The sequence below is a fragment of the Plantactinospora sp. KBS50 genome, assembly GCF_002285795.1.
Lineage (GTDB): Bacteria > Actinomycetota > Actinomycetes > Mycobacteriales > Micromonosporaceae > KBS50.
On sequence record NZ_CP022961.1, the window covers coordinates 5,136,720 to 5,149,805 of the forward strand.

Consider the following 13,086-nt stretch of genomic DNA (forward strand, 5'->3'; position numbering starts at 1 on the left):
CGCTCAGCAGCATGCGTCAATCCAGGCATTTTTCTTAATTCGCTCCTATCGCTTCTTCTCTCCGGCCGGCCAGCCGCGGGTCGTGACGGCGGGCCGGCCATCCCGCACGGACACCGCCAGGTCGCCGTCGGTGTCCGTGCGCAACACCCGCGCGCCGTGCCGCGCCAGCCGGGCGAGCACGGCGAGGTTGGGATGACCGTAGTCGTTGTCCCGGCCCACCGAGACCAGCGCCACCGCCGGGGTGATCCGGTCGAGGAACACCGGATCCTGGTACGCGGATCCGTGGTGGGCCACCTTCAACACGTCGGCGTGCAGTTCCTCCGCCGACCAGTGCTCGATCAGCAGGCGCTGTTCCTCGGTCTCCGCGTCGCCGGGCAGCAGCAGCCGCAGGCCGCCGGTGCGGACGCGCAGGACCAGCGAGTTGTTGTTCGGGTCGGACCGGGTGCCGCGCAGCGGGGGCATCGGGTCCGAGACGGACAACTCGGCGGCGCCCAGCCGCAGCGTGGCTGCCGGCCCGGCCACCGCGACGGGCACGCCGGCCGCCGCGGCGGCTTCGACGACCAGCCGGTATCCGGCGGCAGGTTCGCTCCACCCGGGCACCAGCACCGTGCCGACCCGCCGGCCCTGGAGCACGCCCGCGAAGCCGCCCACGTGGTCGAGGTGGAAATGGCTGATCAACAGCAGCGGCACGGTCCGGACCGCCAGCCGGCGCAGGCACCGGTCGACCGGGGCCGGCTCCGGCCCGGTGTCCACCACCACCGCCTGTCCGGGCGCCACCGACAGCACGAGCGCGTCGCCCTGGCCCACCGCGCAGGCCACCAGCAACCAACCCGGGGGCGGCCAGCCGGGCGCCGCGACCCGGATCGGGACCGCACCCACCACCGCCGCGGCCACGACCACGGCCAGCACCCGTCGGGCCAGTGGTCGGCGGGCGGCCACCAGCAGCGCGGCGGACACCGCCGCGAGCAGCAGCGCGCCCGCCGCCCCGCCGGGCCACGGCAGCGTGCCGGCCGGCAGCTCCGCGCCGTACCGGGCCACCAGGACCAGCCACCGCGCCGGCCAGCTCGCCAACCAGGCCACGAACGCGGCGCCGCCGGCCCAGACCGGGGACAGCACCGCGGCGGTCACCCCGAGCACGGTCGCGGGGGCGATGGCGGGAGCCACCAGCAGGTTGGCGGGCACCGCCACCAGGCTCACCGTCCCGGACAGCCCGGCGATGACGGGTGAACAGGCCAACTGTGCGGCCGCCGGCACCGCGACCGCCTCGGCGAGACCCACGGGTACGCCCCGACGGCGCAACCCGGCCCGCCATCCCGGGGCGATCAGCAGCAGGCCGCCGGTGGCCATCGTGGACAACGTGAAGCCGGGATCACCCGCCAGGTCGGGATCGACCAGCACCAGCACCGTGACGGTGGCCGCCAGGGCCGGGACCGCGGCCCTGGACCGCCCGGTGGCGAGGGCCAGCAGCGCCACCGCGCCCATCGCGGCGGCACGCAGCACACTCGGCGACGGCCGGACCAGGATCACGAAGCCGACAAGCGCCAGCCCGCAGGACCCGGCCGCCAGCCACGGGCCGGCCCGGCACCACCGGGCCAGCCCGAGCACCAGACCCAGCACGATCGCCACGTTGCTGCCCGAAACAGCATTCAGGTGCGTCATCCCGGTGGCCCGGAAGTCCTCCGCCACCCGGTCCGGCAGCCGACTCGTGTCCCCCACCACCAGCCCGGGGAGCAGGCCACCGGGGTCGTCGGGCAGCGGCGCGCAGGCGGCCTGGAGACCGGCCCGCAGCCGACCGGCGGCCCGTTGCGGCCAGGACGGCGCGCCGAGCGCCACGGGCGCGCCCGTGGCCGACAGCACGGCGCCGGTCAGGTCGCCGCCGCGCGGCGCCAGCAGGCGACCCTGCGCCCGGATCCGCTGGCCGGGCAGCAGGCGCAGCCACCCCGGGTCGGTGGCCAGCACGATCAGCCGGACCGGCGCCACGATCCGGTCCGAGGTGGCGTTGGGAGCATCGGCCGCGCCGCCCGGTGGCCCGCCGCCCGCCCGGTCGGCGGCGACGGCGGGCGCCGCCGGCTGCGTCCCGCGGCCCTCCTCGACGCGCAGCCAGCCGAGCCGGGCCGGCACCAGATAGCTGCCGGAGCGGCCGATCGATCCCGCCAACGCCCGCGGATCGTCCCGGACGGTGAGTTCGGCCGTCACCCGGGCGCCGGCCCGGACCGGCTGCACCAGCGCCGGCGCGTCGCGCACCGCGAGCCGCGCGGCGGTCGCCCCCGAACCGCAGGCCACCCCGAGCAGCACCGCCAGCACCGCCCACCGGTGCCGATGCCCACCCCGAACGACGTTTCTCCAGCGCGGTGACCGCTGCGTGAGCCAACCGGACAACCGCCCCGGCCGGCGTGAACGCCTCCGCCGGCATGACCGGGTCCGAACACGAACGCGTGACCGGGTCGAAAGGCGTGACCGGGTCGGAAGACGCGAGCACGCTGGTTGGCGAGGCCGGATCGGAAGGCGTGACCGGATCGGAAGACGCGAGCGCGATGGCTGGCGTGACCGGATCGGAAGTCCGGTCAGCAGCGCGACCGCCGGCATCCCGGCCGCGGCGGCGATCACCACGGCCGTCGAGGCGCTGCTGTGCAGGGCCAGCAACGCCGAGAGCCAGGTCGCCGCCGCCAGCCCGGCGAGCCGGAGATCCGGCGGTCGCGGCTTCGGGTCGTACCCGGTGGTCGCCCGCGCGGTCGTGCCCCCGCCGTCCGCCCGGACGCTCACACCGTCACCAGATCCTTCAGGTCCTCGTACCGTGACTCGCCGATCCCGTCCACCTGCCGCAGGTCGCTGACCGAGCGGTACGGGCCCTGCTGCCGGTGGTCGAGGATGCGCTGGGCGAGCACCGGACCGACCCCGGGCAACGCGTCCAGCTCGGCGAGGGTGGCGGTGTTCAGGTTGACCTTGCCGCCGGCCGGCGCACCGCCCCCACCCGGTCCGCCGGCCGCCGCCGGTTCCGCGCCCGGCAGACCGGCGACGGCCGGCGGCGGGGTGATCCCGACGGCCACCAGTTCGCCGTCGGTGAGGCGGCGGGCCGGGTTGAGCAGGGCCACGTCCACCCCGGGCAGTGCTCCCCCGGCGGCCTCGATCGCATCGGCCAGCCGCGCTCCGGGCGGAAGCCGCACGAGCCCGGGACGGCGTACCTTTCCGGCCACCGCCACCACCACCTCCGCGTCGGAGCCGGCCGCGCCGCTCTCCGCTCCCGATCCGCCGTCCGTCGACACCGGTGCGCTCGCTCCCGCCGCCGGAAGCGGTGTGGCGACCACCGGTGGCACCGGAACCGGATCGACGTCGGGACGCGACCGCCAGGCCCAGAACCCGGCGGCCCCGAGCACCACCACGGCCACCACGGCGAGCGCCCGGACGCCCCGCCGGCCCGGGTCGAACGCCGAGCCGCCCAGCCGCCCGAACCGCGGCTCGCCCAGAGGTCCGTCCAGGTCGGCGGCATTGTCCGGGCCGTGGTCGTCCGTCAGGCCGTGGTCGTCCGTCAGAGCGTGGTCGTCCGCCGCCCGGTCGCGCAGACCGCGCACACCGCCGACCGGTCCACCCGCGGCGCCCCAGAACGTCTCGGGATCGCCCGGGCCGAAGGGGTCGCCGATCGGCTTTCGCCGACCGGATGGATGGCCCGGGGTAGCGGTCGCCGGCTCATCCGGTGGAGCGACATCGGCCCCCGGCTGGTCGGAGCGCGGCTGCGGAAGGCCGGGCCACGGCGCGACCACGCCGCCGCGGGCAGGTCGAGACCGACGCGCCGCAGCGGCGCCGCCGACCCGTGCACCCGGCCCGACCCGTGCACCCGGCCCGGCCGGTGCGACCGACGGAGCGTCCGGTGGCCGAACACCGGACCGTTCGCCGCCGGGGGGCGGCTCGAAGACGGACCGAAGCCGCCGCCGCACCATCGTCTCGTCCTCGGACATGGTTCGGACGCTAGGCGGGAGGCGGGCTCCCCGGGCGGCCGCGCGACTCGACTGTGGATAACGGCGTCCGCTGTGGACAACCGCCTGATCAAGGTCGAATCTGCTATGTCGCCGCCGGCCGTAGCGACGGACCGCCCTCGGCGGGCTCGGCACCCGGACCGGGAACCGACCAGGGCGCCGCAGCGCTGCAAGGTCAACACAACTTCGGCGAAGTTGGGGGTCCGCGGCCCTCGGACACCCCTGGATCTCGGAAGTTGTGTTGACCTTGGCCCGCGGGGCGGGGCGGGACAGCAGCGGGGCGGGAAAGCAGCGGGGCGGGCCGAGGGCCGCGGGGCGGGACAGGCGGACGCTACCGGGGATCGGTGGGGCCGGACGGTGCACGGCGGTGCACCACCACGCAGGCGAGACCGGGTCCGGCGTGTGCCGCCACCACGGCGCCGGCCTCGGCCAGGTAGCGGTCGCAGATCTGGTCGCCGAGCCGGTCGACCAGCGCGGCCAGCAGGTCCGTCGCCCGCTCGGGCGCGGCCACGTGGTGCACCGCCACATCCACCGGAGCGTCTCCCGCGGCCTGCACCGCCAGGTCGACGAGCCGGGCCAGCGCCCGTCCGGTGGTCCGGACCCGGTCGCGCAGCGCCAGCGCACCGTCGGCCACGTGCAGGATGGGCTTGACGGCCAGGGCCGTGCCGAGTAGCGCCGACGCCGCGGTGATCCGGCCGCCCCGGCGCAGGAACTCCAGGGTGTCGACGTAGAAGAGGGTGGTCGTGCGGTCGGCGGCGGCAGCGGCGGTCCGGCGTACCTCGGCGAGGTCCGCGCCCCGGGCGGCGGCGGCACCGGCCGCGAGCGCCGGGAAGCCGAGACCCATGCCGGCGGATCGGGAGTCCACCACCTCGACCCGGCCGTCGAGGTCGGCCGCGGCGAGGCGGGCCGCCTCGACGGTGCCGGACAGCTTCGCGGACAGGTGGACCGAGACCACGCCGTCGGCGCCGGCGTCCAGCAACTGCCGGTAGGTGCCGGCCAGTTCCTCGGGAGCCGGCCGGGAGGTGGTGACGGCGACCCGGCGCTCGCACAGGGCCTGGGCGACGTCCGCGGGCGACACCTCGATGCCCTCCCGCCCCGCCGTGCCGTTCATGACCACGGTCAGCGGAACCACCGTCAGCTGGTGGGACAGCTCCGCCGGAAGGTACGCGGTGGAATCGGTGACGACCGCGACGCGCATTCCGGGAACGGTATCGGACGGACTCCACCACGGCCACGGCCACGGCCGGCGGCCGGCGGCCGGTACGTCCGAAGCCGACCCCGGTCAGGTCAGGTTGCCGGCGGCGCGGGTCGCTGGTCGAGCGGGCCGACGTTGTGCCCGCGCAGCTGCCAGCCCCGGGTGGCGTCGTGGCGCACCTCGGTCCAGTGGCAGTTCTGCAGCGAGCCGAGCGACCGGAGCACCGCCGGTCCCCAGCCGAGGATCTGGCCGCAGCCCTGCCGCGCCGCGCCGCCGTGGGTGGCCAGTACGACCGTGCCCCCCGGCACGTCGTCGGCGGCGTCCTGCACCGCGGCACCGACCCGCTTGCTCAGGTCGTCGAGGGCCTCCACCCCGCAGCCGGGGTCCGGGTCGCCGGAGCGCCAGGCCGCGTACTCGGTCGGATGCCGCTCGGCGGCCTCGGTCAGCAGCAGTCCCTGCCACCGGCCGAAGTGCCGTTCCCGCAGCCGGGCGTCGGCGTGCACCGGGAGGCCGGTGAGCGCGGCGAGCGCGGCGGCGGTCTCCCAGGCCCGGCTCAGGTCGCTGGCCACGATGCGGTCGGGGCGCAGCGCGGCCAGCCAGGTGGCCGCCGTGGCGGCCTGTTCCCGGCCCAGGTCGTTGAGGGGGACGTCGGTCTGCCCCTGTACGCGGTTGCCGTTGTTCCAGTCGGTGTTGCCGTGCCGCCAGAGGATCAGCCGGGTCATTCGGCCAGGACCGCCGGCCCCGCCTCGGCGTCGACGAGGTCGCGGTCGACGAACGGGATGGTCGGGCAGTCCTTCCACAGCCGGTCGAGCGCGTAGAACTCGCGCTCCTCGGTGTGCTGGATGTGGATCACCACGTCGACGTAGTCGAGCAGCACCCACCGGCCCGCCCGCTCGCCCTCGCGCTGGACCGGCTTGGCCTTCTCGGGAAGGTTGACCAGGGCCTCCTCGATGGCGTCCACGATCGCGGCGACCTGCCGCTCGTTGGGCGCGGAGGCGATCATGAAGGCATCGGTGATGGCCAGCCGGTCGCCCACGTCGATGATGACGATGTCCTGGGCCTTCTTGTCGGCGGCGGCCTGCGCGGCCGCCATGGCCAGCTCGTGGGCGCGCTCGGGAACTGCCACCATTCTCCTTCGATCTGACGTACGAGTGGCTTCAAGCCTCTCACACGACGGCGCCCGATGCCCTCCCAGTTTCTTCCGGTTATCGCCTTCGTGGGCGCTATGACCGCCGATACAGCCGCCGTTTGGCGATGTACTGCACCACACCCTCCGGCACCAGGTACCAGATCGGCTTGCCGGCGGCGACCCGGTCGCGGCAGTCGGTCGAGGAGATGGCCATGGCCGGCACCTGGACGAGGCTGACCGCGTCCGCCGGCAGGTGCGCGGCGGACAGTTCGAAGCCGGGCCGGGTCACCCCGATGAAGTGCGCCAGCTCGAACATCCGCTCGGCGTCCTTCCACGAGAGGATCTTCTCCAGCGCGTCCGCCCCGGTGATGAAGAACAACTGCGCCTTGCGGCCGTACTCGGCGCGGATGTCGCGCAGCGTGTCGACCGTGTAGGTGGGTCCGTCCCGGTCGATGTCCGCCCGGCTGACCTGGAAGCCCGGGTTGGAGGCGGTGGCGATGACGGTCATCAGGTAGCGGTCCTCGGCCGGGGTCACCGATTCGTCCGACTTCTGCCAGGGCTGGCCGGTGGGCACGAAGACCACCTCGTCCAGCCCGAACCGGTCGGCCACCTCGCTCGCCGCCACCAGGTGCCCGTTGTGGATGGGGTCGAAGGTGCCGCCCATGATCCCGACCCGCCGGATGTCCTCCTCCACTCCTTGATCGTAGGCCGGCGACGCCATCGCCGGGCCGGCGGCCGGCGACGCCAGCCCCAGGGCCGGCAGCCGGCGACGCCAACCCCAGGGCCGGCAGCCGGCGACGCCAACCCCAGGGCCGGCGGCCGGCGACGCCAACCCCGGCGACGCCAACCCCAGGGCCGGCGGCCGGCGACGCCAGCCCCGGGGTCAGCGCGCGGCGAGCGCCCGGCGCAGGTCGTCGTCGGCGTCCAGCACCGCCCGCCGGACCCCCGGCGGCAGGTCCGCCCCGGCCAGCAGGTCCGCGGCCAGCTCCCGGGTCCGCGGCGCCACGGCGTACCGGGGAAACAGGCTGTGCGCGATCGTCTCGGCCGCCCACGGGGTACGGCAGGAGGCCATCGCCGGCAGCTCGGCGAAGTACCGCTCGACGTATCCGCTGGTCAGCTCGACCTGTTCGGGATGCCAGAAGCCGGTGGCGGTGGCCGTCAGCGCCCGCATCGACGCCGCGGTGTCGGCCACGACCAGCCGCCAGGCGCGTTCCTTGGCCGCCTCGTCGGGCAGCGCGGCCCGGCAGTACGCCGCCCGCTGCTCGCCGGCGGCGGTCCGGTCCCGGGCCGACTCGGCCGCGATCCGCGTCTCGTCGGCCGCGCCCAGCACCACCAGCCGCTCCAGCAGGGCCCAGCGCAGGTCGGCGTCCAGGACCAGCCCTTCGGGCAGGCCGTCGCCGGCCAGCCAGCCGTGCAGCAGGCCACTGTCGGCCGTCGCCCAGATCAGCCCGTGCACGGCGGCCAGCAGCGTGGACCCGCCGGTCCCGACCGCACCGTCAAGCCCACCGGCACCGCCGGTCCCACCGGCACCGCCGCCGGCCGGGGCGAGGACCGCGGTCCAGGCCGCCGCCACGGTGTCCAGCGCGCGCCGCCGGGCCGGCGGGTCCAGGTAGCGGTCGAACAGCGGGCGGGCCAGCTGGAACACCTCCTCCACCAGCACCACCTCGGTCTCGCCGGGCAGCGTCACCGACAGCAGCGGCACCAGATCGGTCACCGGCCGCTCGGCGTCGCGCACCGCGTCCATCACGGCGGACCAGACCAGCGCCCGGGCCAACGGGTCGGCCAGGGTGGGCAGCACCTGCGGTACGGCCGCCGCCGAGGCCGCGTCGAGGCGGACCTTCGCGAAGGTCAGGTCGCCGTCGTTGGGCAGCAGCAACCGGGCCACCGGCTCGCCGGCCAGCGCGGCGACCACGGTACGACCGCCCGGCGCGGCCGGATCGAGGTCGACCTCCACCCGCCGGCGCAGCCGGGTCGCCCCGGGCACCGGATCGGGACGCTCGGCCGGGTCGTGCGCGACCGGGCCGTCCTGCTCGACCGGGTCGTAGAGGCCCAGCGCGATCCGGTGCGGGCGGAGCACCGGCTGGTCGGCCGGGGCGGTCTGCACCACGGCGACCTCGGCGTACCGGCCGTCGGGCGTCGGCGTGGCCTCGACGCGCAGCGTGTTGACCCCGGCCCGGCGCAGCCACGGCTCCGCCCAGGCGCCGAGGTCCCGCCCGTCGTCGGCCGGATCCACCGGCCCACCGGCACCGGTCGCCCGGTCGAGCGAGCCGAGCAGGTCCGCCAGGGTCGCGTTGCCGAACCGGTGGGCCGCGAAGTGCGCCCGCAGGCCGGCCAGGAACGCCTCGTCGCCCACCCACGCGACGAGCTGCCGCAGCACCGAGGCGCCCTTGGCGTACGAGATGCCGTCGAAGTTGACAAGCGCCTGCGCGGTGTCGGCGACGTCGGCCGGTGCGACCGGATGGGTGGACGGGCGCTGGTCGGCGGCGTACCCCCAGTTTTTCCGCCGCATGGCGAACTTCGCCCAGGCCCGGTCGAAGCGGGTGGCCTCGGCGGTGACCCGGGTGCCCAGGTACTCGGCGAACGACTCGTTCAGCCACAGGTCGTCCCACCAGCGCATGGTGACCAGGTCGCCGAACCACATGTGCGCCATCTCGTGCGAGATCGTGGTGGCCCGCTGCTCGCGGTCGCTGTCCGTGACCGCCGACCGGAAGACGTAGTCGTCCCGGATGGTCACCAGGCCCGGATTCTCCATCGCGCCCTCGTTGAACTCCGGCACGAACGCCTGGTCGTACTTGCCGAACGGGTAGCGCACCCCGAACAGCCGGTGGAACTCGTCGAGGCACTGCCGGGTGACCGTGAAGATCTCCTCGGCGTCCGCGTCGAGGTGCTCGGCCAGCGACCGCCGGCAGTACAGCGCCAGCGGCACGCCGTCGTGCTCGTCGCGCCGTACGTGGTAGGAACCGGCGATCAGCGAGACGAAATAGGTGGCCAGCGGCTCGGTCCGGGCGAACTCCCAGCGGCCCGGGCCGGGTCGGGCCGCGACCGCGCCGTTCGCGGCGACCAGCCAGTCCGGCGGCGCGGCGACCCGCAGCGTCACCGGCGCCTTGAGGTCGGGCTGGTCGAAGGCCGCGAAGATCCGTTGCGCGTCGTCCAGAAAGGACGTGGCGTACAGGTACGTGGCGCCGTCCGCCGGGTCGAGCACCCGGTGCAGCCCCTGCCCCGTGTTGGTGTACGCCATCACGGCGCCCACGGTGAGCGTGTTCCGCTCGGCCAGCCCGGTCAGCGGGTACCGGTTTCCGGCCAGCGCCGCCGGATCCAGCTCGACGCCGTTGAGCCGTACCCCTTGCAGTTCGACGGGCTTGACCTCGACGAACGTCTCGGCACCGGCGGAGGCCCGGAACTGGATCGTGACCACCGAGGCGAAGGTATCGCCCGCCGCGGTCAAATCCAGGTCGATCTCGTACGACTCCACGGACAGTGTCGCGGCGCGCTGGGCTGCTTCGACGCGGGTGAGGCTCGGCATCCGCCTATCCTGCACGATGGAGACCCGGTTCCCGCCCACGGAACCGACCGCGTGATGGAGGCCCCAATGCCGCAGCACCCCAAGGGCGATTTCGACCTGTCCCGCGCCGTCTGGCAGCGCGCCGACGGCGACCCGGCGGAGGAGGCCGTCGAGGTGGCCTTCGTCGACGACCTGATCGGCATGCGGAACTCGGCCGACCCGGACGGGCCGGTGCTGGTCTTCACCCAGGCGGAGTGGGACGCGTTCGTGGCGGGCGCCCAGGACGGCGAGTTCGACCTCGAATGACCGGCCGCCCGCACTGCTATCGTGGTGGCGTGCGGATGACCAGCACCGGCCTGTGGCGGGCGCCCTGACGGGCGGCCCCGCGCATTCCGCACACCCGATACCCCAGACGGCCGCCCGACGCACCGGGCGGCCGTTTCGCGTACCGCGTCCGCCCGGTGCCGGCGGCCCCGGACACCACCGGAGCCCGCGATGACCGCACCCGCCCTCGACGCCCGTTCCCGGCTGCGCCGGATCACCGGCCTGACCCCGAGCGGCCACCTGCACGTCGGCAACCTGCTCGGCGCGATGGCGCCCATCGCCGCCGGCCAGTACGACCACGACACCGTGGTCTTCCTGGCCGATCTGCACGCCATGACCGTGCGGCACGACCCGGCGCGGGTCCGGGCGAACACCCTGGAACAGGCGACGCTGCTGCTCGCCGCCGGGGTGGACCCGGAGGTCACGCTGCTCTATCCGCAGTCCCAGGTGCCGGCACACACCGAACTGCACTACCTGCTGGAGTGCGTGACCGGGGTGGGCGAGGCCCAACGCATGATCCAGTACCGGGAGAAGTCGGCCCGGCAGCGGCAGGTGCGGCTCAGCCTGCTCACCTACCCGGTGCTGATGGCCGCGGACATCCTGCTGCACCGCATCCGCGAGGTACCGGTCGGCGACGACCAGGACCAGCACGTCGAGCTGGCCCGGGACCTCGCGATCCGGTTCAACCAGCGGTACGGCGACACCTTCCCGGTGCCGGTGGCGGTGCACCCGAGCGCCGCGGCCCGGGTGATGGACCTCGCCGACCCGACGTCGAAGATGAGCAAGTCGGCCGGCTCGGGCGCGGGCACGCTGTTCCTGCTCGACCCGCCGGACGTGCTGCGCCGCAAGGTGCTGCGGGCGGTCACCGACTCGGGGACCACTGTGGCGTACGACCCGGTGCACCGGCCGGGGGTGGCGAACCTGCTGGAGATCCTCGCGGCCTGCGCGGGCCGGTCCCCCGCCGACCTGGCCACGGAGTTCGACTCGTACGGGCGGCTCAAGGCCGCCGTGGTGGACGCCGTGCTGGCCCGGGTGACGCCTATCCAGGCCAGGTACGCCGAGCTGAGCCGCGACCCCGCCCACGTGCACGGCCTGCTGCGGGCGGGAGCCGAACGGGCGCGGGCGGCCACCGCGGACACGGTCCGGGCGGCCCGGGCGGCGATCGGCCTGCTCGACTGAGCGGACCGCCGGAGCGCGGGACGGTTTTGAGTCCGGACCGCGCCCGGGTCTATCGTCCAGATCGAGCGTGCGCTGCGAGCCGACGACGAGGAGCGACCCATGAGCGAAGCGGCCGAGCGGGCGGACCGGAAGCCGCACAGCCCCTGGCTGGTGCTCTCCGTGCTCTGCCTCGGCTTCTTCATGATCCTGCTGGACACGACGATCGTGAACATCGCGATCCCGGACATGAGCACCAGCCTGTCCGCATCCCTGGACCAGATCCTCTGGGTGCTCAACTCCTACGTGCTGGTCTACGCCGTACTGCTGATCACTGCCGGCCGGCTCGGCGACCTGTACGGGCCGAAGCGGCTGTTCATCCTGGGTCTGATCGTCTTCACCGTCGCCTCGGCGGTGTGCGGCTTCGCCCGCAACCCCGAGCAGCTCATCATCGCCCGGGTGGTGCAGGGGGTCGGCGGCGCGCTGCTCACCCCGCAGACCCTGTCCGTGATCACCATGATCTTCCCGGCGGAGAAGCGGGGCGCCGCGTTCGGCCTGTGGGGCGCCGTCGCGGGCGTGGCCACGGTCGCCGGGCCGACCCTCGGCGGTTACCTGGTCACGGACTGGGGCTGGGAGTACATCTTCTTCGTCAACCTGCCGATCGGCATCATCGCCGTGGTGCTGGCCGCGATCGTGATGCCGGACATCAAGCTCAACCGCCGGCACCGGCTGGACTGGACCGGAACGGCGCTGGCCACCGTGGGACTCTTCCTGGTCACGTACGGGTTGATCGAGGGCGAGCCGCACGACTGGGGCCGGGTGTGGGGACCGGTCACCATCTTCGAGGTGATCGCCGCCGGCGTCGTGGTGCTGGCCGTCTTCATGTTCCAGCAGTACGCCGGCCGGGACCGCGAACCGCTGGTGCCGTTCGCGATCTTCGCGGACCGCAACTACTCGCTGATGAACGTCGTGAGCGCGGCCATCGCGTTCGGCATGCTCGGCCTGTTCCTGCCGCTGGTGATCTATCTCCAGTCGGTGCTCGGACTGACCGCGTTGCAGGCCGGTCTCACCACCGCGCCGATGTCGCTGATCTCGATGTGCGTCGCCCCGCTCGCCGGCCGGCTCGCCGACCGCACCGGCGGCAAGTGGGTCCTGTTCCTCGGGCTCAGCCTCTGGTCGGTCGGCATGGGGCTGGTGGTCTGGCTGGCCCACGCCGACTCCGGGCGCTGGCACGTGCTGCCCGGCATCATCGTGGCCGGCTTCGGCCTGGGCCTGACCTTCGCGCCGTTGCAGACCATCGCCATGCGCAACGTGGCACCGCAGATGGCCGGCGCCGCCTCCGGGTTCATCAACACGGCCCGGCAGCTCGGCGCGGTGATCGGCTCGGCCGCGGTCGGTGCCCTGCTCCAGGTGCAGCTCGCCGACCAGTTGCGCAGCACCGCCCGGGCGAACGCCGGGGCGCTGCCGCCGCAGTTCCGCGACCAGTTCGTCGACGGCTTCAGCAACGCCAGCGGCGGCAACCTGGAGATCGGCGCCGGCCAGTCCGGCGTGGAGCTGCCGCCGGACCTGCCGGAGCAGGCCCGGCAGGTGATCGGCGAGGTGGCCGCCCACACGTTCCGCCAGGCGTTCACCACGGCCATGCGGCACAGCCTGGTGCTGCCGCTGGCCGTCCTCGCCCTGGCCGCACTCTGCTGCGTGTTCGTCGCCCGCCGCTCCACCGGGGCGACCGAGTCGGCGCCGCCGACCCCCGAGCCGGTGGACGCGCACGTCTGAGCGGCGAAGCCCGGCCGGCCGGGCAACCGCGCCCTGG

Annotated in this window: 9 protein-coding genes and 1 pseudogene; 3 read left to right on the top strand and 7 right to left on the bottom strand. The window is 74.6% G+C overall.

The genetic code is table 11. The features are described 5' to 3' along the window. Positions 1-45 precede the first annotated feature (45 nt). The 7 genes and pseudogenes from CIK06_RS22090 to pepN form a co-directional block, all read right to left on the bottom strand. Positions 46-2,319: pseudogene (locus tag CIK06_RS22090) on the bottom strand (ComEC/Rec2 family competence protein); the annotation flags it as partial. 440 nt (positions 2,320-2,759) lie between these two features. Further along, entirely contained in the window at positions 2,760-3,560 is an 801-nt protein-coding gene (locus CIK06_RS22095) for a helix-hairpin-helix domain-containing protein (RefSeq protein WP_369916245.1), read from the bottom strand. Positions 3,561-4,302: 742 nt separating this feature from the next. Beyond that, a complete protein-coding gene (locus tag CIK06_RS22100; RefSeq protein ID WP_095566416.1) occupies positions 4,303-5,169 on the bottom strand; it encodes a DegV family protein in 867 nt (288 codons plus the stop codon). 89 nt (positions 5,170-5,258) lie between these two features. Continuing rightward, the gene (locus CIK06_RS22105) at positions 5,259-5,888 is read right to left on the bottom strand and encodes a histidine phosphatase family protein (RefSeq protein ID WP_095566417.1); all 630 of its coding nucleotides are present in this window, start codon (positions 5,886-5,888) and stop codon (positions 5,259-5,261) included. Beyond that, positions 5,885-6,292, bottom strand: a complete 408-nt coding sequence (gene rsfS / locus CIK06_RS22110; protein WP_095568040.1) for a ribosome silencing factor — start codon at positions 6,290-6,292, stop codon at positions 5,885-5,887. The genes CIK06_RS22105 and rsfS overlap by 4 nt, the downstream gene beginning before the upstream one ends. A gap of 97 nt (positions 6,293-6,389) precedes the next feature. Further along, positions 6,390-6,989, bottom strand: a complete 600-nt coding sequence (gene nadD, locus CIK06_RS22115; protein ID WP_095566418.1) for a nicotinate-nucleotide adenylyltransferase — start codon at positions 6,987-6,989, stop codon at positions 6,390-6,392. Between the two features lie 189 nt (positions 6,990-7,178). Continuing rightward, complete coding sequence (gene pepN / locus CIK06_RS22120) at positions 7,179-9,818, bottom strand: aminopeptidase N (protein ID WP_095566419.1); 2,640 nt, start codon at positions 9,816-9,818, stop codon at positions 7,179-7,181. 66 nt (positions 9,819-9,884) lie between these two features. Here pepN and CIK06_RS22125 point away from each other — a divergent pair, with 66 nt between their 5' ends. The 3 genes from CIK06_RS22125 (at position 9,885) to CIK06_RS22135 (ending at position 13,049) form a co-directional block, all read left to right on the top strand. Further along, positions 9,885-10,103, top strand: coding sequence for a DUF397 domain-containing protein (locus CIK06_RS22125; RefSeq protein ID WP_095566420.1), 219 nt, complete (start codon positions 9,885-9,887; stop codon positions 10,101-10,103). A gap of 189 nt (positions 10,104-10,292) precedes the next feature. Next, the gene (trpS, locus tag CIK06_RS22130; protein ID WP_095566421.1) at positions 10,293-11,300 is read left to right on the top strand and encodes a tryptophan--tRNA ligase; all 1,008 of its coding nucleotides are present in this window, start codon (positions 10,293-10,295) and stop codon (positions 11,298-11,300) included. Between the two features lie 99 nt (positions 11,301-11,399). Continuing rightward, entirely contained in the window at positions 11,400-13,049 is a 1,650-nt protein-coding gene (locus CIK06_RS22135) for a DHA2 family efflux MFS transporter permease subunit (protein ID WP_095566422.1), read from the top strand. The last annotated feature ends 37 nt before the right edge of the window (positions 13,050-13,086 follow it).